Raw genomic sequence first — 21,018 nt, 5'->3', positions numbered from 1 at the left:
CCGGTGAGCACCGACTCGGCCGGACGGATCCTCGACGCCGTCCTCACCCTGCTGTCCCAGCAAGGCATCGGCGGCGTCAGCATGCGCGCCGTGGCCAGGGAAGCCGACGTCGCCCTCGGCCTGGTCAACTACCACTTCACCGACAAGACCGGCCTGGTCTGCGCGGCTCTGCGCCGCATCGAGGACCAGGACATCGCGCTGGTGGAGCCGGACCCCGAGCTACCTCCAGCTGAACGTGGTCGTGCGCGACAGGTCTGGAGTCCTCCGCGCGTTCTACAACGTCTGCAAGCACCGCGTGCACGAACTGCTGAGCGGCGATCTGAAGGCCGCGAGACGCGCTGACCGCATGGAGACGTTCGACAAGTCCACCGTGTGCCTGGACCAGGTGCGGTGGAGGAGTTCGGCGGCTTCGTCTACGTCAACCTCGACCCCAATGCCGAGAGCTAGCCGTCCAGGCATCGGACCTGGCAGCGGAGATCGACCTCTGGGCCCCGGACGTCGCCGCGCTGACGCACACCAAGCGGCTCACTTACACGATCGACTCCAACTGGAAGAACGTCGTCGACAACTTCCTGGAGTGCTACCACTGCCACATCGCACACCCGGAGTTCGTGGACCTGGTCGACATGGGCACCTACGACGTGAAGACGCACGGCATCTGGTCGAGCCACTTCGCCGAGGCCGACAACCAGGAGAACAGCGCGTACGACGTGTCCGGCGCGACGGTCAACCAGCACGCCGTGTGGTGGCTGTGGCCCAACACGTGCCTGCTGCGCTACCCCGGCAGGTCCAACTTCATGGTGCTGCAGATCCTCCCGGACGGCCCGGACCGCACGCGCGAGACGTGGGACTTGTACTTCGAGACCACCGAACTGACCGCCGCGGAACTGGACGGCGTGCGCTACATCGACGAGGTGTTGCAGCAGCAGGACATCACCATCGTCGAAAGCGTGCAGCGCGGGATGCGCACGCCCGCGTTCGACCAGGGGCGGATCGTCTACGACCCGGCGGGGTCGGGGCTGTCCGAGCACGGCGTGCACCACTTCCACGGCCTGCTGCTGGACGCCTATCGCGCGGGACTGCCCGCTGATCCGATCGAGTGACCCCGTAACGGATCCGGCGACATCTCCGACCAGCAGTACGCGAAACGACCCGCCCCCGGAGAGAAAAGTTGACACCGCAGCGATTTCTGGACACTCGATCACCCAGTCGCCTGGAATGTGACGGTCTTCTGTCATGTTTTCGCCTGGCCTGTGTCGTGCGTCCGAAGGCAAGGTGATGAGACCACGAGCGGAGGCAACGAACGATGACCGCAGCACGACCGCGAATCTTCCTGAGCTACACGTGGGCGGACGAGGCGGCTGTCGACGTCATCGAAGCCGGCCTCAAGGCCCACGGGATCGACGTGTTCAGGGACCGCGACATCCACGTGTTCGACCCGATCACGGACAGCCTGCGCGACGAACTCGACAGGTCCGACCTGCTCGTGGCGTACTACTCACGCCGCTATCCGACGCGCTACGCGTGCCAGTGGGAGCTCACCAGGGCGTTCCTGGCCGCGCAGCACAACGGTGAGCGGCCGACTGACCGAATCGTCGTGGTCAACCCCGAGGGTGACGACCGGCACATTCAGCCGCTGGACTTCACCGACGCCGCGTATCTGCCATGGCGGCACAATTCCGATGTGGACACACTCGCGAAAGCAGTGCTGGGCAAGGCGAAAAGGCTAACGACACCGATGGGCGGCGTGCCCGACGCCTCCAAGCGCGAGTTCCACGAACGCCTCCGGCACCCGCGGCGCTTCATCGGCCGCTACCCCGCGCTGTGGGACGTGCACAGTGCCTTGCAGGGCAACGGCCGCTTCGCCTCGCAGGCGCCGAAGTCGCACTCCGTCGCGCTGGTCAAGGCACCGCCCGGCATGGGCAAGACGGCACTCGCCGAGCAGTACGGGTTCCTGTTCCGCGACGCCTATCCCGGCGGGCAGGAGTGGACCGGGTTCGGCGACGTGTCTGACGTCCGGGCGCACTGGGCGGCGGAGCTCAACCGCGTGGCGCGCAAGCGTTTCCACATCAGCCTGAGCGGGCTGGACCTGCGGCAGGCGCTGGCCACGCTGGGCGAGAGGATCACCGACGGCGGCCAGGACGTGCTGTGGGTGCTCGACGACGTGCCGGACGGGCTCGGCAAGGACGTGCTCAAAGAGCTGATCATCCCGTCGCCGTTCGTCAAGACCGTCGTCACCAGTCGCACCGCGAGGCCGGACTGGCCGGTGCGCGCGGTGCCGCTCGACGGCCTCACCCAGGTCGAGGCGGAGGAGCTGTTCAAAGCGGAGTGGACCGATCTCGCCGACGACGAACGCTCGGCGATCGCGGACCTGGTCGAGCGCTCGCACGGCCACCCGCTGATCATCACCGCCGCCGTCAAAGAGTTGCGGAGTGGCCAGGGAACCGGTGCGCTGCACCAGATCCAGGCTGATCCGGGGGCGGTGGTCGGCACGCTCGCGCCGATCGTCAGGGACCGCAGCCAGCACGCACGGGTGGTGCTCGGCTTCGCCTCGTTGCTCGCCAGGGCGCCGTTCGGGGGTGATCTGCTGGTGGAGGGGCTGTCCGCGCAGCTGGGTGAGCGGACGCCGGTGCTCGTGGCCGAGGCGCTCGACGAGCTCGACGCGCACTGCCTTCTGCACCGCGTCCACCACGGTGAGGGCACGCGCAGGCAGTTGTGGCAGTTGCACGCGCTGGTGGCCGACGCCGCCCGGCAGGACCTCGGCCAGTCGTTGCTCGACGTGCAGGCGCAGCAGGCTTCGGGCGTGGTGCTGGCGGCGTTGAAGACGAAGTCGCCCGACATGTGTGCGCATGCGAGTCGGATCGCCGAGCATCCGGCCGTGCCCGCGAGTCGCAAGCTCGAACTGATGAGAGCGGTCGCGGAAATCCATGAAGAGCACGGAGATCTGCTCGCAGCACGGGCGGCGCGGCGTGCTGCTGTGCGCGCCGGTGGTGACCAGCCACTTGCGCGGGACCTGCTCGCTGCGGCGAGGCTCGCGGTGGAAACCGGTGACACGCAAGAGGTTCTGCGTCTCACCTCACAACTCACCGAAGGCTCCGACGGCCACACCGAGTACCGGGCGCGGTTCCTGGCTGCGTGCGCGCACGACATCGAAGGCGACAACGCCAAGGCCGACGAGGTCTTCCACGAGCACGAACTCGTGGGGCGCTTCGGTTTCGCGCCGGTCTGGATGCCGGAGGAGGAACGCGACAACACCGTCCTGATGAGGATGGCCGCGCTGCGCAGGCGTGGCCGGTACAAGGAGGCGTTCGAGGGGATCACCGGGCTGTGGACCGCACTGCGCGCAACGCATCCGACCGGCACCCACGTCGGTCCGTGGCCGCGCGTCGCCATCGAGGCGGCCAGGCTGCAGCTCCTCACCGGCAAGGTGATCGAGTCGAGGGCGACGGCCGACCAGGTCGTCCGCGTGCTCGGCGCCGCCGGCCTGCCCCGGCACCACCTGGCCAGGGAGGCCGTCGCCGTCGAGGCGGAGGGCGAGCTCGTGCTCGCGTGGTCGGAGCGGCGGGCACGGACCCAGGAGTGGCAGCTGGCCACGAAGAAGGTGGCCGGGGCGCTCGCGGAATCCGTTGCCTGGTACGGGAAGGACAACCCGCTCACGCTCGACCTCCAGGTCCTGCACGGGTTGACGCTGCACAACAACTCACGCCCGAGCGACGCGCTGCAGGTGCTCACCGAGGCCGAGAGGCGCATCCACGCCTCGCTCGGACCTCGGCACCCGCTGGCGCTGCGCGCGCGGCTCTACATCGGCCTGGCCACCGCGAACAGGGGTGACTGGGCAGGGGCAAGGAAGATCTACGAGGACCTCCTCCCCCGGCACGCCGAGGTGCTCGGACGGCAGCACCCCGAGAGCCAGCTGACGCGGTTCCAGCTGGGTGTGTGTTTGCTCAAAGCGCACGAGCTGGACCGGGCGCGGAAGCTGATCGACGAGGCCGCGCCCGTGCTCGTCGCACAACACGGAACCTGGCAGCAGTGGGCGTCGATGGCACGGGTGGCCCAGGGGCTGCTCCGGCTGCCGGGTCCGCTGCTGCGTCTCGCCAGCACCATCGAGAGCCTGACCCGAAAGAACGGAGACTGAGGTCCCACCCCGTTTCCCGCGCTCGCGGGAAACAGCAGCTGAAAACGGGTTTCCCGGTTTCCTCTTCTTCCTTTCAACAGGAAACCGGTTCCTGGCGGCACGGTCGAGATCGCACGATCAGCACATCGATGCGAAACGCCATCGCGAGGACGTGAAACCCCGACTCGTCTGGAGGACCTGTCATGCACACACACTTCATCATCGTCGTGCTGAGCACCCTGCTCGGCTGATCAGGGAACAGCGGACCTGCGGGCCTCCCGCCCGCAGGTCGCATTTCCGGTCCGTGGTGGGAAAACGAGAGCGACAGGGCATGGTGGAATTGGGACCCGAACTCCGGCGCCGGCGCGAGTCGGCCGGTCACTCGCTGGACAAGATGGCCGCGCTGGTGCACTTCACCAAGGGGTATCTGAGCAAGGTCGAGACCGGCCGCGTCCAGGCGAACAAGGAGCTCGCCGCCGCCTACGACCGCGTGCTGGGCGCGAACGGCGAGCTCGTCGCCATCGCGGAGGTCCAGCCGCCGCGGCGCAAGCCCCGCGGCCTGATGGGCCTGCCGGCGCACACCGCGCACTTCGTCGGGCGCGTTCCCGAGCTCACCGTGCTGGAGGCGGTGCTCAGCGAGCGCCAGACCATCAAGGTCGCCGTGGTCAGCGGGATGGCGGGGTCGGGCAAGACCGCGCTCGCCGTGGCCGCCGCACGGGCCGCCGCGGACTCGTTCCCGGACGGCTGCCTGCTGTTCGACCTGCGCGGCCACAGCCCCGGCATGCACGCCCAGTCGGCCGCGGAAACGGCCTACCACCTGCTGCAGTCGCTCGACACGGCGCACGACCTCATCCCGGCGGACCCCGACGGCCGCACGAACCTGCTGCGCGACACGCTGCGCAACCGGGACGTGCTGGTCGTGCTCGACAACGTGCGGCACGCCGACCAGGTGCGGCCGCTGCTGCCCGCGGAGGGCCGCAGCCGGGTGATCATCACGAGCCGCTGGCGGCTGCCGTCGCTGGACGACGCCTGGCACGTCGACATCGACGCGTTGGCGCCCCACGAGGCGTTGGTGCTGTTCCAGTCGTTGATGCGGGACACGACCACGGTCGACGACCAGGACGCGGCCGCGATCGTCGCGCACTGCGGGCATCTGCCGCTGGCGATCAGGATCGCCGCGGCCAGGATCCTGCGCGGCGGCTGGAGCGCGCGGCGGTTCCTGCAACGGCTGGCCGAGCGTTCCACCAAGCTCGCCTACCTGGAGGAGACCGAGCGCGGGGTCGGCGCGGCGCTGGCCATCACCTGCGACCTCCTGCCGCCTGAGCAGCGCGAACTGCTCGGGCTGATGTCGAACCACCCCAGCACGACCATGCCGGTGCAGTCGGTCCAGGCCCTCTCGGGACTCGGCCCCGGCGACACCGACCTGCTGCTCGACGGCCTGCACGAGGCCCACCTGGTCTCCAGGTCCGAGGACGAGCTGGTGCGCCTGCACGACCTCGTGCACACGTTCGCCATGCAGCACGTGCGCCCTGCGGAACCGGTGTCGCGCCCGGCGTTCGACCGGCTCGTCGACCACTACCTGGCCGCCGCGATCGCCGCCGACGAACTGCTCGAACCGGCCCGTCACCGCCCGGTGACCAGGGCCTCGCTGCACTCCGAGCCGCCGTTCGAGGACGCGGCCGGCGCGCTGGCGTGGATGCGGACGCAGTGGCCGACGCTCGTGCGGTTGACCGACCTGGTCACAGACCAGCGCTGCTGGCAGCTCGCGCTCGCGGTGAGGGGTTTCTTCTTCCAGGAGAAGCTGTACGACTCGTGGATCCACATGCACCTGGCCGCGCTCACCACCGCCGCGGACGACCCGGCCGCCACGGGCAGGGTGCTCAACGGGATCGGCATGGCCCGGCTGGAGCTGGGGCAGGTGGCCGAGTCCGTCGACTGCCACGAACGGGCGCACGCGGCGTTCGTCAAGGCGGGCGACAAGTTCGGCGCGATCGACGCCTCGGCCAGCCTGGCCTGGGCCCGAATGCACCAGGGCGAGGCAGCGGTGGCGTTGGCAGGGCTCACCACCGCCCTCGCCGAGTACCGCCGGGCCGGGCGCGACCGCAACACCGTGATCACGCTGCGGGGCATCGCGTTCGCGCTGACCTGCCTCGATCGGTTCGACGAGGCCAGGGCGCACGCGACCCAGGCCCGTCGCTCGGCATCGGCGCCGATCGACGTGGTCAGGGGCATCAACTGCCTCGCGTGGGTCGAGTACCGGTCGGGTGCGGCGGCGCTGGCGCGCGATCTCTACGCCGAGGCGGCCGACCTGGCCGAGCTAGCGGAGAACGGCTACGAGCGCGCCCGTGCGCTGACGGGCCTGGGCAACCTCGCCCACCGGAAGGGCGACCACGCCGAGGCCGCCGCGTGGTGGGGGCAGGCCGCCGAGCACTACGCGGATCTCGTGCCGGTGGTCGCGTGGGAGGCGGGAGCGCGCGCGGAACTGACCGGTGAGTGATATTCGAAATCAACTGGCATAACACACCGTTTCACCTGACGTGAATCTGTCCCTTATTTGTCCACTTCCGCATTTGTGACACGACTCAATAACTCGGCGCATTCCTTCGTAACGCTCAAAGTCGGCGCCGCGAAGAACGGACGCGGCAGAGACAACTCGCAATGACGGGAATCCACGGACATGGACGAACAACCTCTCGGCAGCAACTACCGCCTGGGCGAGCAGATCGGTGCCGGCCGGATGGGGCGGGTGTACCTGGCAAGACACGTCGACGGGCGCGAGTTCGCGGTCAAGAAGCTGCGCAGCGACCTGAGCGACGACACCGGCATCATCGCGCGGTTCCACCAGGAGTGGACGATCCTGCAGAAGCTCGAGGGGCCGAACCTCGTCCGGGTGCACGACCTGGTCGTCGAGGGCGAGACCGTCGCGTTCGTCATGGACCTGGTGCCCGGCGGCGACCTGCGGCACGTGCTGGAGGCGACCGGGCGGCTGCTGCCGTCCGAGGTGGCGCGGATCGGCGCAGGGATCGCCAGGGCACTGGCCACCGCCCACTCGCGCGGCATCGTGCACGGCGACGTCAAGCCCGAGAACGTCCTGATGGACTCCAGCACGGCCGAACGCACCCCGAAGCTGACGGACTTCGGCATCGCGTCGGTCGTCGCGTCCGCCGGCACGCGCACCAGCACCTCGCGGGTCGGCACGGTCGAGTACATGGCGCCGGAGACAGCCGCCGGAGGACCCGCGTCGCCCGCCGTCGACATGTACGCGCTGGGCGTCGTCCTCTACGAACTGAGCTGTGGCGTCACGCCGTTCGCATCGCCGTCGATCCCGCAGACCCTGATGGGACACGCGCAGCTGTTGCCCGGCAAGCCTCCTGGCATCAGCGAGGAACTGTGGTCGGTGATCGCCCTGCTGCTGTCGAAGAACCCGCTCGCCCGGCCGGACGCCGTGGTGGTCGCGGGCCTGCTCGACGAGCTCACCGTGCTCCTCGCCCAGCGCGCCGCCCCGGTCGCGGACCACCTGGTGGTGCCGCCTGCCGGACGGCCGATGGGCCACGAGGCGGAGACCATGCTGCCCGGCGCTTTCCGGACCACCGCACCTCCCCCGGCGAGGAGATCGATCATGGGCAAGCTGCGCGTGGCCGGGGTGGTCGTGGTGGTGGCGGCTGTTGCTGCCGCCGGGACGTACTTCTTCGCTTCGAACACCGAGAACAAGGGAACCGCGAGCACCTCTGGTGACGGTGGTGGTGCCACGACGTCGGTGACGACCACGAGGAGCAGTGCCACAACGGTTTCGTCGACGCGGGTGACGCAACTGAGCGAGATGCCCGACCTCGTGGGCAAGCTGCTCGGAGACGCTCGAGACGAACTGCCCGCGAGCCTCGACTTGGTCGTCGACGAGGTCTTCGACAACACCAAGCCCGACGGCATGGTGACCAAGCAGGACCCGGAACCCGGTGGCGCGGTGGGCAAGAAGGTCACGCTCACCGTCGCCAGGCCCGCGTTCACGACCTATCTGGACTCGGTCACCCCCGCGTCCGGGCGGTGGAACACCACCCAGGGGGAGATCGTCGGCATGAAGGACAAGTCCTACCCGCACTCGGTCGTGGCCGGAGTGAACGGCTGCTCCTCGAAGGACAGCGTCGAGTACAACCTGAACCAGGGCTACCGGCGGTTCGTCGCGACGGCGGGAATGAGCAACGACTCCTCGTACGCGAACCTGCAGGTGCAGTTCGAGATCTTCGCCGACGAGGGCCGCATCCTCAAGACCGCCACCGTCAAGCTCGGCGAGGTGGTCGACATCGACGTGGACGTCACCAAGGTGCTCAGACTGAAGATCCAGTGGCAGCCGATCCGCGACCGCGAGAGCTGCTACAACAACAACGCCTGGGTGCTCGGGGACGCCAAGCTGCTCGGTGTCGCCGGCGAGGTGCCGACCTCGGGGCTGCCGCCGACGTCCACTCGCGGTTCGGCGACCACCACCACGACGACTTCGAGGTGACCTGTGCTCGAAGTCAGTTCCGGTGGGCGCACGTGGACGTTCCCCGTGGGCGCCGACGTGGTGATCGGCCGCGGGCAGGAGTGCGACGTCGTGCTCGACGACCCGCGGGTGTCCCGGGAGCACCTGCGGATCGGCTATGCCGACGGCTGGGTGCTGCGCGACCGCAGCAGTGGTGGCACGCGGATCGGTGACCGGCCGATCCGCGAACACCACCTGCGGGGCGCGGTGAAGCTGTTGCTGTCGAGCAGTTGCGAGGTGTCGATTCGGGACTGCCGCAGCGGCACGGTCAGCATCGGCCGGTGGTCGGGCAACGACGTGGTGCTGGACGACCCGCTGGCGTCGCGCCGGCACGCGGTCGCGACGCGGGAGGGCGGAGGGTGGCGGCTCACCCAGCTCGGTGACAATCCCGTGCTGCGCCAGGGGGTTCCGGTCGGTGACGAGGTGGTTCCGCCTGGCGCGGTGCTCACGTTCGGCGCCACGGACGTCGCCGTCACCGCAGAGGGGTTCTCCGCCGGGGCGAGCGCGCGCAGGCTCGTCGTGCGGGAGGTCGAGCACCAGTTGCCTGGCGGGCGGCGGTTGCTGTCCGGGATCGATCTCGACGTCGGGCCGGGTGAGCTCGTCGCAGTCATCGGCCCGTCCGGGGCCGGCAAGTCCACGTTCCTCAAAGTGCTGACGGGGCAACTGGTTCCGAGCGGCGGGACCGTCGCGTTCGACGGGCACGACGTGCACGCGGGCGGTGACGAGGTGCGGCGGCGCATCGGCGTGGTGCCACAGGAGGACGTGCTGCACACGAAGCTCAGTGCCCGGCAGGCGATGCACTACGCGGCACGTCTGCGCCTGCCTGTCGACACGTCGCGTTCCGAGCGGCGTGACCGCGTGGGCGACGCTCTGTCCGAAGTGGACATGAACGCGCACGCGGCGACGCGGCTGAGCCGGATGTCCGGCGGCCAGCGCAAGCGGGTGTCGATCGCGCTGGAGCTGATCACCGAACCGCCGCTGCTCCTGCTGGACGAACCGACGTCGGGGCTCGATCCCGCGCTCGACCGGCAGGTCATGTCCGGGCTGCGGGCGATCGCGAACGCGGGCAGGGCGGTCGTCGTGGTCACGCACAACCTCGCGTGCCTCGACCTGTGCGACCGGATCCTCCTGCTCGCACCGGGTGGTGTGCCGTTGTTCTCGGGGCCGCCCGCAGAGCTCTTCGGCCACTTCGGCACCCAGGACTGGGCCGAGGTGTTCGAGGCCGCGGCACGGCATCCGCTCCCGGCCGCGACACCACCGTCCGAACCGGCACCACCGCGCCCCGCCACGTCTCCGCCCGCTCTCGCCCGCCCGTGGCTGCACCAGGTGAGAACGTTGGTGTCACGGCACTTCCGGCTGATCGCGGCCGATCCGGGCTACGCGATGTTCCTGCTGCTGCTCCCGGTGGTGCTGGGACTTCTCGCGCTCGTCGTCCCCGGCACCGGCGGCCTCGGCCCTCCCGACACCGCCGAACCGCAGGAGGCGGCCCAGATCCTGGTGCTGCTCTTCGTCGGCGCGGCGTTCGCGGGCGGGGCAGGCGCGGCCCGCGAGGTCGTGGCGGAACGGGCGATCCTCGCTCGCGAACGGGCCGCGGGCCTGGCACCTCGCGCGTACACGTTCAGCAAGGCCGTGGTGTTCGGCGTCGTCTGCGCCGTGCAGGCTCTTGTGCTGGTCGCGGTCGCCGTTCAGGTCAAACCCGGCCCGGACGACCCGGTCGCGCTCGGCCACGCCGTCGTCGAACTCGGGCTCGCCCTGTGGTGCACCGCCTTCGCGTCGGCCGCCCTCGCGTTGTTCGCCTCGTCGGTGGTCCGCACCGCCGAGCAAGTGATGCCCGTGCTCGTGGTGACGGTGATGCTCCAGCTCGTGCTGTGCGGCGGGATGATCCCGGTGGCCGACCGCCCGGTGCTGGAACAGCTCTCCTGGTCGGCGCCATCGCGGTGGGGCTACGCCGCCGGCGCGTCCGTGGTCGACCTGCCGGCCCGCACGCCGACCAAGGACTCGTTGTGGGAACACGATCCCGGGTCGTGGACTCTGGCCGTGTCGGTGCTGCTCGGCATGACGCTCCTGCCGCTGTACGGGCTGGGCCGCCGGGTGCGCCGGGTCCGTCAGGACTGACCGGCGTCCCACCCGAACCCGTAGGACAGCTGCGGTTCCAGGTCGTCGAAACTCGTGTGCACCTCGCCGAACCTGTTCGGTGCGGCGAGGTCACCGCTCCACACCGGATCGTCCAGCTCCAGCGGCGAAATGCCGGACAGCCGCCACACCTGCCGCGGGCACACCACCGTGCCGAACCGGACGTGCAACGAGAACCGGTCGCACTGGTACTTCGGCGTGCACACGTAATGCGGGGCGATGGCACGCTCCGGCGGCAGCTTCACCCGGAACGCGTACTCGTGCTCGTCCCCGCGAGAGAGCGGCTCCGGCAACCGCAACACGAACCCGATGCGGTTGCGCGACTTCATCATCCGATCGCTCAACTCGCCGCCGTAGAGCAGGTCGACCCCGAGGTCCTCGATGCTGCCGGGCCCGGTCCAGCCGTCGGGCGGCGTCAGCGTCATGCCGACCTCGACCTCCTCGACCCCGTCCTGCCCGGCGACGATCCGGCGCGTCTCGAACACCTCGGGCACCCGCAGGTCGAAACAGACCACCGCCCGCAGATCCGTGGTGTGCCAAGGAGAAGGCCGCCGCACGTCGAGCCGCCTCGTTTCGAGTGCGAGCTGGGTGAGCCGGACCAGCGCGCTGTCGATCCGGCGCTGCACCGTGCGCGGGTCGACGAACGTCGAGTCCGCGATCTCCTTGATCCGCTCCTGGTACATCCGCGGCGCGGCGGAGTCGAGCCCGAGCGCGGCCCGCAGCAGCCGTTGCTGGTCCGGGTGGCACTGGTTGATCAGCGCGTTCAGCTGGTCGCGCAGCTTGCGGCGGATGCGCTCGCCCGTGTCGCCCTCTTCGACGCCGCAGATTCGTTGCAGGGTGCGGCCCACCCGCGAGCCGATGTCGTCGGTCTCCACGCCCAGGCCTTTGCGGAGAGCCTTCAGCTCGGTCAGGAGCTGATCAGCCGGGACACTCATCGGACCTCCGGGTCGGGGACGGCCGTGGAGTCTAGTCGTGCTGATCAACGACTGGCCGGGGTCGATGTCCAGTCGTGGGTCGTTTTCACCCGAACGGACGGGGGTGCGGTGTCCACTTCTTGTTGGGCCGCACAGCCCAAGCCAACCGACCCGGCTGAACCCGGCACGCACACGCCTGACGTGCGACGTTCGTAGTGAGCCGAACGGGGCATTTCTGAAATCCCGCGTCCCGAATGCCGTCCCACCTCCTCTATTGGCGTGACGGGCCCCTGCACCCGCGCGGACTGCGCGGGCATCGCCCGCTGAGGAGTTGGAGGAATCGTGTTCCTGGGTTCACGATCACGCCTGCGCACCGCGGTCATCGCCGCGGCCGCGGGCGCCGGTGTGCTGACGGCGGCCACCCCCGCCGCCGCCGCACCTGCCGCGGGTACGCGTGCTTATCTGGTCATCACGGCCCCCGGTGCCACCGCCGGTGCGGCGACGGCTGTGGGTGGCAACGGTGGCACTGTGTGGACGAGTTACGACGCCATTGGTGTCATCGTCGCGCACTCTGGTGCTGCTGACTTCGCCACCAAGATGCGTGCCATCAGCGGTGTGCAGAAGGTCGGTGCCACGCGTACGACCGATGTCCCCGCCGAGGCCGCGAACCCGCCGATTCCCCCCTCGCCGACGCAGATCACCCCGGCGACTGGGGAGCCGGCGCGCGCGGACATGACCCAGATCGGCGCCGACCAGGCGTGGGCGGTCAACCAGGGGTCGTCCAGCGTCACGGTCGGCGTGCTCGACACGGGTGTCGACGACCAGCACGCGGACCTCAAGCCGAACTTCGACACCGCCAACTCCGCTTCCTGCGCCTACGGCAAGCTCGACACGCGCGCTGGTTCGTGGCGTGACACCGGTTCCCACGGCACGCACGTGGCCGGCACGATCGCGGCGGCCAAGAACGGGCGTGGCATGGTCGGGGTCGCTCCTGGCGTGAAGATCGCCTCGGTGCGCATCGCCGAGAAGCCGAGCGGGCTGTTCTTCCCCGAGAACACCATCTGCGCCATGGTCTTCTCCGGTGACCGCGGCTTCGAGGTGACCAACAACAGCTACTACACCGACCCGTGGCTGTTCAACTGCCCGGACAACGCCGACCAGGACGCGATCCTGGAAGGCGTGAAGCGCGCGGTGGCCTACGCCGAGGGCAAGGGCGTGCTCAACGTCGCCGCGGCGGGCAACGAGAACTACAACCTCGCGAACAAGACCCGCGACGCGAGCAGCCCCAACGACTCGACCCCTGTGCAGCGCACCGTCACCAACGCGTGCCTGAGCGTCCCGACCGAGGTCGCCGGCGTGGTCAGCGTCGCGTCGATCACCTCGGCCAACGGCAAGTCGACGTTCTCGAACTACGGCACCGACAAGATCCACATCGCGGCACCCGGCAACGACGTCTACTCCACGATCCCCGGCGGCAGGTACGACTCGCTGCAGGGCACGTCGATGGCCTCCCCGCACGTCGCGGGCGTCGCCGCGCTGCTCAAGTCGACCAACCCCACCGCCACCCCCGCCCAGCTCCGCACGCTGCTGGCGACCCAGGCGGACGACCTGAGCTGCTCCGACAGCCGGTGCAGCGGCACCACGGCGAAGAACAACTTCTTCGGTGAAGGCCGCGTCGACGCGCTCGCCGCGGTCGGCGGCACGCCTCCCGGCACCTCGTTCGAGAACACCGACGACGTGTCCATCCCGGACGCCGGCGCGGCGGTCACCAGCCCCATCACGGTCTCCGGCGTCACCGGCAACGCCCCTGCCACGCTCAAGGTCGACGTCAACATCGTGCACACCTACCGAGGTGACCTGGTCATCGACCTGATCGCCCCGGACGGCACGGCGTACCGGCTCAAGGCCTCCAGCAACGACGGTGCCGACAACATCGTCGCGACCTACACGGTCAACGCTTCCAGCGAGGTCGCGAACGGCACCTGGAAACTGCAGGTCAAGGACGTGGCGGCACAGGACGTCGGCTACATCAACTCCTGGAAGCTGACCTTCTAGAACGGCATTCGGACGAACCTCGGCGTCCACGGCTAACTAACGTCCCTGCCTGCAGCGATAGCAGTGACGTGGAACCCGATCTGTGGTCGTCGGCCGCCGAGGCCCTCGACGAGCACGAGCACGCCCTCGTGATGGCAAGGCTGGCAGGCACGATCGTCGGCCCCGGTCAGACCGAACGGCTCGCCAGGGGCGAGCGCGACGTCGTGTTCCTGCTGCCCGACCGGCTGGTGCTCGTGCGGCCGGAGCCGTTCTGGACGGGGTCCTACGACCGCAAGCAGATAGTGCGCATCATGCTCGCCGCCGGGCACGTCCAGTTCGACGTGACCGGCGGCGACGTGCTCGAGTTCTGGATCGACACCGAGCTCTCCCCCGCCGAGCCGTTCGTGGAGCAGGCCCAGAACTGGCTGGCCCCGCGCAAGAGCTCGGCCAGCGGCGCGGTCATCGGGTTCGGGCTCGCGATCATCATCGCGTTCCTGTTCGTCCTCGGGCCGGTGGACCTGATCCCGTCGGACGACCGCCTCACCGTCAAGTCCAGCTGCGGCGACTTCCTCCGCGCGGGACTCGACGAACAGGTCGAGCTGCTCCGCCGGCTCTTCGGGCAGGTCGGCAGGCCCGCGGAGGCGGACAAGCCGATGACGCTCGACGCCTCGCGGCGGCACTGCGGCGCGAACAACGGCGCGACACTGGACTCGCTCGTCACCGGGAAGTGAGCCTTACAGTGCGGACATGTTCGACACCCGCCAGCTAGAGGTCTTCGCGACGGTGGCCAGAACCGGGTCGTTCAGCGCCGCCGCCCGGCTGCTGCACTGCACCCAGCCCGCGGTCAGCCAGCAGATGCGTGCGCTGGAACGGCAGGTGGGCGGGCCGCTGTTCGTGCGGACGGGCCGGGGGCTGCACCTCACCGAGGCCGGGCGGATCCTGGCCGAACGCGGGTCGGAGCTGCTCGACCAGCTGGCGACGACCCACCAGCAGGTCAGCGCGATAGCGACGCACGACATCGGCACGATCCGGATCTGCGCGTTCCCCAGCGCCAACGTCTCGCTCGTGCCCGCGGCGGCGGCGATCCTGGCGGAGGAACGGCCCGCGCTGCGGCTCGAGCTGGTCGAGGAGGAGCCGCCGGACTCGTTCGCGCTGCTGCGGCGCGGTGAGGTCGACCTGGTGCTGAGCTTCAGCTACCTCGACGAACCTCAGGACGAGGCCACCGTCAACGGCATGCTGAGCGTGCCGTTGCTGCGGGAGCCGCTGGCGTTGCTCGTGCCTGTCGGGCACCGGCTCGCCGGGCGGGACCGGGTGTCGCTGACCGAGGCGGCTGAGGAACGCTGGATCGCCGGTTGTGTGCGGTGCCAGCGGGCGCTGCACCTGGCGTGCGGGGCGGCCGGGTTCGTTCCCGACATCACCTGCTCGACCGACGACAACCTGGCCATCCAGAGCCTCGTCACCGCAGGTCTGGGCGTTGCGCTCGTGCCGCGGCTGTTGTTGTCGTTCCTCCAGCACCCCGGTCTGACGCTGGTCGAAGTGGAGTCCGCGGCGCAACGGCTGACCTCGCTGTACACCTGGCCGGACCTCATCCGGCTGCCGATCATGCGCGCGACGGTGGACGCGCTGATCTCCGCGTCGGCGAAGGCATAAGCCCGCCTTATAGGCCCCCAACAAATGGCCATCTACTGCGCATAGCCGGCACTGGTCATCGTTGCCGGTATGGGCATCGTCAGGACCACTCCGCGCACGGCTGACTCGCTGCTGCCCGGCCTGGCCCTGGTCGCGGGCGGTGTCGCGGTCGCGATGCTCGTCTCGTGGCTGCAGCCCTCGATCAGCGCGCTCACGGTCGCGGTGCTGCTCGGCGCCCTCGTGGCCAACGTCGTGACGCTCCCGAAGTCGGTCACGCCGGGTGTGAAGCTCGCCGGACGCCGTCTGCTGCGGCTGGGCGTGGTGCTGCTCGGGCTGAAGCTCGTGTTCCAGGACGTGCTGAAGCTCGGTTACGAGATCCTGCTGCTCGCGGTCGTCGCCGTGGTGGTGACGTTCGTGGTGACGCGCTGGCTCGGGCGGGTGCTCGGGGTGAGCGAGGGCCTGTCGTTGCTGATCGCGACCGGGTTCTCGATCTGCGGCGCGTCCGCCGTGGCCGCGATGAACAGCGTGCGCGAACAGGACGAGGAGGACGTGGCGAAGGCGCTCGGCCTGGTCACGCTCTTCGGCACCGTCGCGATGTTCAGCCTTCCCGCGCTGTTCCCGCTCACCGGCCTCACGCCCGCGCAGTACGGGGTGTGGGCGGGCGGCAGCGTGCACGAGGTCGCGCAGGTCGTGGCCGCCGCCGGACCCGTGACCGGCGCGCTGGCCATCGCCGTGGCGGTGAAGCTGACGCGGGTCGTGCTGCTCGCACCGATGCTCGCCGCCGTGAGCTTCGCCGAACGCCTCAAGTACCCGGCGTCCGGGCAGCGTCCGCCGCTCGTTCCGCTGTTCGTGCTCGGGTTCCTCGCCATGGCGGCGGTCCGGGCGACCGGCCTGCTGCCCGACGTGGTGCTGACCGCGGCGACGTTCGTGGACAACGTGCTGCTCGCGGCGGGCATGTTCGCGCTGGGCACGGCGGTGCGCCTGCGTTCCCTGATCCGCTCCGGCCCCGCGGTGCTGCTGCTGGGCCTGCTCTCGACCACGGTGATCGTCGTCCTCGTGCTGACGGGCACGGTGCTGATCGGCTGATCTCCCCGTTCCTCGAAGGAGGACCCGCTCATGACGCACAGCCTGCTCTCCCCCACGGCCACGCTTCTGGTGGGCTCGCTCCGGGCCGCGATCGCCGGTGGTGGCGACGACGCGGCCGTCGCCGCGCGGGTGGCCAGGACGCTCGAAGGCCACCTCACCGACCCGTTCCTGCTGAGCGCGGCACAGCGGGAGCCCGACCCGGACGCGTACCGCCAGCACCTGCTGCACGTCGAGCCGGACGGCAGCTTCTCGGTCGTCGCGCTGGTCTGGCTGCCGGGCCAGGAGACGTGCATCCACGACCACGTCTCGTGGTGCGTCGTCGGCACGTACGTCGGCGAGGAGGAAGAGACCACCTACCGGCTGCGTGGCGATCGACTGATCCCGTTGCGCGTCAACAAGACCCCGGAGGGCGTGGCGGCGTACCTGGTGCCGCCGGGCGACATCCACAAGGTGTGCAACAACTCCAGCTCCGTGGCGATCTCGATCCACGTCTACGGGGCGGACGTCAGCATCCTCGGCACGAGCATCCGGCGGCGCTACGACCAGCGCGTCAGCGGGCGATGACGCCTCGTTCGATCGCGCTCGTGGCGAACGCGACCAGCTGAGCAGGCTTGACCCGGTTGATCCGCGCGCCCTGGAGCAGGAGGTCGTCCGCGAGGCCGATCAGCGAGTCCCAGACCCAGTGCGGCAACGCGGGGTCGTCGATCAGCTGCTGGCCACCCGCCTCCGCGGTCTCGCGCAACGCCTTCGCGAGCGCCTTGAGGGTCTTGCGGTAGTCCTGGGCCGAGCCCGTGACCTCCTTGCCCCGGCGGCCACCGGAGAGCACCTTGGCCTCCCACTGCGCCGCCGACCGCCCGAACCGGCGCCAGAACTCGGTGATCTGCGGCTCGATCTCCCTGAGCACGCCTGCGATCCCCAGGCTCCTGTCCACCGCGGCGAGGGTGCGTTGCAGCTCGTCCAGGCGCCGTTCCATCAAGGCCGCGAACACGTCCTCCTTGCCGGAGAAGTACTGGTACACGGTGCCGGAACTGACTCCGGCACCGACCGCGATCGCGCGCATGGTCAGGCCCGCATAGCCCTGCTCCTCGAGGATCAGCTCGGCTGACGACAGGATGTCGCGCCGCCTGCCCTCCGCGTCCCCCCAGGCCGTCTGCTCGGTGCTCACGTCCGCCAGCCTACTTTGAACAACGTTCAAAAGCATATTGAACGTTGTTCGGTTTGCTCCTACGCTCGGGTGCATGGCGGAGACCGATGCTGAGTTGGCCAGACGGCTGGCGACCGAGACGGGCCGGTTGCTCCTCAGCGTGAGACCCGGCGACGGTGACCACGTCGCCCAGATCTTCCTGGCCGCCCAACTGCACGAGCACCGTCCTGCCGACTCGGTGCTGTCGGAGGAGGCACCCGACGACCCGCGCCGGCTCACCGCCGACCGGGTGTGGATCATCGACCCGCTGGACGGCAGCCGCGAGTACGCCGAGCCCAGCCGTACCGACTGGGCCGTGCACGTGGCGCTGTGGGAACGCGGTGAGCTCGTGGCGGGAGCCGTCGCGGTGCCGCAGATGCCGAAGGTGCAACGGACTTCGCGCCGCCGCCTCAGGATCGTCGTCAGCCGCACCCGGCCACCGGAGCTGGCCCGGCGGATCGCCGCGAAGACCAACGCCGTGCTGGTGCCCATGGGCAGCGCGGGCGCGAAGACGATGGCCGTCGTCCGCGGCGAGGCCGACGCCTACCTGCACGCGGGCGGCATGTACGAGTGGGACTCCGCCGCGCCTGTCTACGTGGCCCGCGCGGCGGGGTTGCACGCCTCCCGCGCCGACGGACGGCCGCTCGTCTACAACCAGCCCGATCCGTGGCTGCCCGACCTGCTGATCTGCCGTCCTGAGCTCGTGGAGGTGCTCGCGTGAACCACCTGGACCAGCTGGAGGCCGACAGCATCGACATCTTCCGCGAGGCCGTGGCGGAGAGCGAGCGCCCAGTGCTGCTGTACTCGATCGGCAAGGACAGCTCGGTGCTGCTCCACCTGGCGCGCAAGGCCTTCTACCCGTCCAGGCCGCCGTTCCCGTTGCTGCACGTCGACACCACGTGGAAGTTCCGGGAGATGATCGCGTTCCGGGACGCCACGGTCGCCGGGCTCGGCCTGGACCTGATCGTGCACCGCAACCCGGACTGCGTGGCCCAGGGCATCAACCCGTTCGACCACGGTTCCGCGCGGCACACCGACCTGTGGAAGACCCAGGGACTGCGCCAGGCGCTCGACGAGCACCGGTTCGACGTGGCGTTCGGCGGCGCTCGGCGTGACGAGGAAGCCTCGCGTGCCAAGGAAAGGGTGTTCTCGTTCCGGACCGCGCAGCACCAGTGGGACCCGAAGAACCAGCGGCCGGAGCTGTGGCGCCTCTACAACACGCGGGTCGCGCCCGACGAGAGCATCAGGGTGTTCCCGCTGTCGAACTGGACCGAGCTCGACGTCTGGCGCTACGTCGAACGCGAGCGGATTCCCGTGGTGCCGCTGTACTTCGCGGCGCCACGGCCGGTGGTCGACCGCGACGGCGCGCTGATCATGGTCGACGACGACCGCATGCCGTTGGACGAGGAACCGCGGTGGGAGCTCGTCCGCTTCCGGACGCTCGGCTGCTATCCGCTGACGGGCGCGGTGCGCAGTGAGGCGCGCACGGTCGCGGAGATCGTGGAGGAGATGCGGGCCGCGACGACCTCGGAACGACAGGGCCGGGTGATCGACCACGACCAGAGCGGGTCGATGGAGCGCAAGAAGCGGGAGGGGTACTTCTGATGGAGCTTCTGCGGTTCATCACCTGCGGCAGCGTGGACGACGGGAAGAGCACGCTGATCGGGCGCCTGCTCTACGAGTCGAAACTGCTGTACGCCGACCACCTCGCGGCGTTGGAGGCGGACTCGAAACGGGTCGGCACCCGTGGCGGCGAGCTCGACTTCGCGCTGCTGGTGGACGGGCTGGCGGCGGAACGCGAGCAGGGCATCACGATCGACGTCGCCTACCGGTTCTTCGCGACCGAGGCGCGGCGGTTCATCGTCGCGGACACGCCGGGGCACGAGCAGTACACCCGCAACATGGTCACGGGCGCTTCCACCGCCGAGGCCGCCGTGATCCTGCTCGACGCGCGCAAGGGCGTGCTCGGCCAGACGCGCCGGCACGCGCGCATCGTGTCGTTGCTCGGGGTTCGGCACGTCGTCGTGGCGGTGAACAAGCTCGACCTCGTGGACTATTCGCGGGAGGTGTTCGACGAGGTCAGCGCGTCGTTCGCGGAGTTCGCCGCGGAACTCGACCTCGACGCGATCACCTGCGTGCCGATGTCGGCCACCGAGGGCGTCAACGTGGTGGGGCGCAGCGAGCTGACGCCCTGGTACGACGGACCGACCCTGCTGCAGTGGCTGGAGTCGGTGCAGCCCCGGCCGAGACGCGACGCCTCGTCCCGTTTCCTGGTGCAGTGGGTGAACAGGCCGGACGCGACGTTCCGCGGGCTGTCCGGGCGCGTGCTGGGCGGGACGCTCCGCCGGGACGAGCCGGTGCGTCTCGGCGACCGGACCACCACGGTGGCGCGGATCGTCACGATGGACGGCGACCTGGACGAGGCGCCGGCCGGGTCGTCGGTCACCGTCGTGCTCGCGGACGACGTCGACGCGAGCCGCGGGGACGTGCTGGGCGCCGCGCAGGACCCGCCGGGCGTCGCGGCCGCGTTCCAGGCGAAACTGGTGTGGCTGAACGAGAACGGGCTGCTGCCCGGCCGCCAGTACCTCGCCAAGATCGGCGCGCGCACGGTCGGGTTCACCGCGACGAAGGCGTTGGCGCTCAACGAGATCGGCGTCGACAACGTGCACCTCGACGCCCCCGTGCCGTTCGAGGGCTACGGCGTGAACCGCGACCTCGGCTCGTTCGTCGTGCTCGACCGGCTGTCCAACGCCACGGTCGGCGCCGGAATGATCGACTTCGCGCTGGGCCCGTCGAACGTGCGCTGGCAGACGCTCACCGTCGACAAGCAGGCCAGGATCGCGCGCAACGGGCACCGGCCGTGCGTGGTGTGGCTGACCGGGCTGTCCGGCGCGGGCAAGTCCACGATCGCGGACCTGGTCGAGAAGACCCTGCACGCCGAGGGCAGGCACACGTTCCTGCTCGACGGCGACAACGTGCGGCACGGGCTCAACTCCGACCTCGGCTTCACCGACGCCGACCGCGTCGAGAACATCCGGCGCATCGCCGAGGTCGCCGCGCTGATGGTCGACGCGGGCCTGATCGTGCTGGTCTCGTTCATCTCGCCGTTCCAGGCCGAGCGGGCACTCGCGCGAGAACTGGTCGGCGAGAACGAGTTCTGCGAGGTCTTCGTGGACACGCCGCTGGCCGTGGCGGAGCAGCGCGACCCGAAAGGCCTGTACCGCAAGGCCCGCAGGGGTGAGCTGGCGAACTTCACCGGCATCGACTCGCCCTACGAACCACCGCTGGAACCCGAGGTCCGGCTCGACACGACGGCGCTGAGCCCGCAGGCCGCCGCCGATGCCGTGGTGGCACGACTCCGCTCGCTCGGCATCTGTTGAACGTTGTCCAGAATCGTGTACGTTCAGCT

General features: G+C 69.7%; 16 protein-coding genes. 14 read left to right on the top strand and 2 right to left on the bottom strand.

Features of this window, described 5'->3' with window-relative positions:
* The first annotated feature begins 3 nt into the window (after positions 1 to 3).
* From ACSHWB_RS27260 to ACSHWB_RS27235, 6 genes are all read left to right on the top strand, one after another.
* Positions 4 to 342, top strand: a complete 339-nt coding sequence (locus ACSHWB_RS27260; protein WP_439656127.1) for a TetR/AcrR family transcriptional regulator — start codon at positions 4 to 6, stop codon at positions 340 to 342.
* On the top strand, positions 339 to 1,103 hold the full coding sequence (locus tag ACSHWB_RS27255; protein WP_439664672.1) for an RHO alpha subunit C-terminal catalytic domain-containing protein: 765 nt from the start codon (positions 339 to 341) through the stop codon (positions 1,101 to 1,103). Before ACSHWB_RS27260 ends, ACSHWB_RS27255 begins: the two co-directional genes overlap by 4 nt.
* Positions 1,104 to 1,306: 203 nt before the next feature.
* Positions 1,307 to 4,135 carry a TIR domain-containing protein gene (locus ACSHWB_RS27250; protein WP_439656126.1) on the top strand — a complete coding sequence of 943 codons (2,829 nt, stop codon included), beginning with the start codon at positions 1,307 to 1,309 and terminating at the stop codon, positions 4,133 to 4,135.
* A gap of 310 nt (positions 4,136 to 4,445) precedes the next feature.
* The gene (locus ACSHWB_RS27245; protein ID WP_439656125.1) at positions 4,446 to 6,611 is read left to right on the top strand and encodes a helix-turn-helix domain-containing protein; all 2,166 of its coding nucleotides are present in this window, start codon (positions 4,446 to 4,448) and stop codon (positions 6,609 to 6,611) included.
* Between the two features lie 180 nt (positions 6,612 to 6,791).
* Positions 6,792 to 8,612 (top strand): protein kinase domain-containing protein, encoded by a 1,821-nt coding sequence (locus ACSHWB_RS27240; protein WP_439656124.1) that lies wholly within the window; start codon positions 6,792 to 6,794, stop codon positions 8,610 to 8,612.
* A 3-nt stretch (positions 8,613 to 8,615) separates the two neighbouring features.
* Positions 8,616 to 10,745: an ATP-binding cassette domain-containing protein gene (locus ACSHWB_RS27235; RefSeq protein WP_439656123.1), complete on the top strand. Its 2,130-nt coding sequence runs from the start codon at positions 8,616 to 8,618 to the stop codon at positions 10,743 to 10,745.
* Here ACSHWB_RS27235 and ACSHWB_RS27230 read toward each other — a convergent pair.
* A complete protein-coding gene (locus ACSHWB_RS27230; RefSeq protein ID WP_439656122.1) occupies positions 10,736 to 11,698 on the bottom strand; it encodes a hypothetical protein in 963 nt (320 codons plus the stop codon). The genes ACSHWB_RS27235 and ACSHWB_RS27230 overlap by 10 nt on opposite strands.
* Before the next feature lie 321 nt (positions 11,699 to 12,019).
* Between ACSHWB_RS27230 and ACSHWB_RS27225 the strand changes: the two genes are divergently transcribed.
* The 5 genes from ACSHWB_RS27225 to ACSHWB_RS27205 all read left to right on the top strand — a co-directional run bounded on the left by ACSHWB_RS27225 (position 12,020) and on the right by ACSHWB_RS27205 (position 16,990).
* Positions 12,020 to 13,732, top strand: coding sequence for a S8 family peptidase (locus ACSHWB_RS27225; RefSeq protein WP_439656121.1), 1,713 nt, complete (start codon positions 12,020 to 12,022; stop codon positions 13,730 to 13,732).
* 68 nt (positions 13,733 to 13,800) lie between these two features.
* Positions 13,801 to 14,442 (top strand): hypothetical protein, encoded by a 642-nt coding sequence (locus ACSHWB_RS27220; protein WP_439656120.1) that lies wholly within the window; start codon positions 13,801 to 13,803, stop codon positions 14,440 to 14,442.
* A gap of 16 nt (positions 14,443 to 14,458) precedes the next feature.
* On the top strand, positions 14,459 to 15,361 hold the full coding sequence (locus ACSHWB_RS27215; RefSeq protein WP_439656119.1) for a LysR family transcriptional regulator: 903 nt from the start codon (positions 14,459 to 14,461) through the stop codon (positions 15,359 to 15,361).
* A gap of 69 nt (positions 15,362 to 15,430) precedes the next feature.
* On the top strand, positions 15,431 to 16,426 hold the full coding sequence (locus ACSHWB_RS27210) for a YeiH family protein (protein WP_439656118.1): 996 nt from the start codon (positions 15,431 to 15,433) through the stop codon (positions 16,424 to 16,426).
* 30 nt (positions 16,427 to 16,456) lie between these two features.
* Entirely contained in the window at positions 16,457 to 16,990 is a 534-nt protein-coding gene (locus tag ACSHWB_RS27205) for a hypothetical protein (protein WP_439656117.1), read from the top strand.
* On the opposite strand, the gene ACSHWB_RS27200 is transcribed toward ACSHWB_RS27205, so the two are convergent.
* Positions 16,977 to 17,591, bottom strand: a complete 615-nt coding sequence (locus ACSHWB_RS27200; RefSeq protein WP_439656116.1) for a TetR/AcrR family transcriptional regulator — start codon at positions 17,589 to 17,591, stop codon at positions 16,977 to 16,979. The two genes, ACSHWB_RS27205 and ACSHWB_RS27200, sit on opposite strands and share 14 nt — an antisense overlap.
* A 73-nt stretch (positions 17,592 to 17,664) precedes the next feature.
* On the opposite strand from ACSHWB_RS27200, the gene ACSHWB_RS27195 reads away from it, so the two are divergent.
* Genes ACSHWB_RS27195 through cysC form a run of 3 tightly spaced genes read left to right on the top strand, consistent with a single transcriptional unit; the run spans position 17,665 to position 20,989 of the window.
* Positions 17,665 to 18,330 (top strand): 3'(2'),5'-bisphosphate nucleotidase CysQ, encoded by a 666-nt coding sequence (locus tag ACSHWB_RS27195; RefSeq protein ID WP_439656115.1) that lies wholly within the window; start codon positions 17,665 to 17,667, stop codon positions 18,328 to 18,330.
* Positions 18,327 to 19,214, top strand: a complete 888-nt coding sequence (cysD, locus tag ACSHWB_RS27190) for a sulfate adenylyltransferase subunit CysD (protein WP_439656114.1) — start codon at positions 18,327 to 18,329, stop codon at positions 19,212 to 19,214. The genes ACSHWB_RS27195 and cysD overlap by 4 nt, the downstream gene beginning before the upstream one ends.
* Positions 19,214 to 20,989 (top strand): adenylyl-sulfate kinase, encoded by a 1,776-nt coding sequence (gene cysC / locus ACSHWB_RS27185; protein ID WP_439656113.1) that lies wholly within the window; start codon positions 19,214 to 19,216, stop codon positions 20,987 to 20,989. Before cysD ends, cysC begins: the two co-directional genes overlap by 1 nt.
* Positions 20,990 to 21,018: the final 29 nt, after the last annotated feature.

The sequence above is a fragment of the Lentzea sp. HUAS TT2 genome (assembly GCF_051853195.1).
GTDB lineage: Bacteria > Actinomycetota > Actinomycetes > Mycobacteriales > Pseudonocardiaceae > Lentzea.
The sequence above is the reverse complement of the archived record's forward strand: the minus strand, read 5'-3'. Positions and strand labels throughout refer to the sequence as shown.